Here is a 230-nt window from a genome sequence, read left to right as displayed (position 1 = left end):
CCATCGCGGTAAGTTTCCATCAGCGGCGCGTAGTACAGCACCTGGGTGATGCTGGAGGCGCCAATGAAGGGCCAGCTGGCGGGCGCCGGCTGCGGCAGGAAGGGTAGCAACAGCAGGCAGAGCAGGCCGGCGCTGGCCGTGACCAGCACGGCCGAGAGGAAGGGGACTCCTTTCGCCTTGACCAGGGCGTTCCAGCCCGCGTGCATCAGCGCCGCGCACAGCACGGCGCC

At 69.1% G+C, this 230-nt stretch carries 1 pseudogene; it reads right to left on the bottom strand.

Going from position 1 to position 230, the window contains the following annotated elements:
• A pseudogene (locus KVT32_RS31885) lies at positions 1 to 230 on the bottom strand (EamA family transporter); the annotation flags it as partial.

It is taken from the genome of Achromobacter sp. GbtcB20 (genome assembly GCF_019091095.1).
GTDB lineage: Bacteria > Pseudomonadota > Gammaproteobacteria > Burkholderiales > Burkholderiaceae_B > Achromobacter > Achromobacter mucicolens.
Note: the sequence above shows the minus strand (reverse complement) of the source record. Positions and strands in the feature narration are given on the sequence as shown.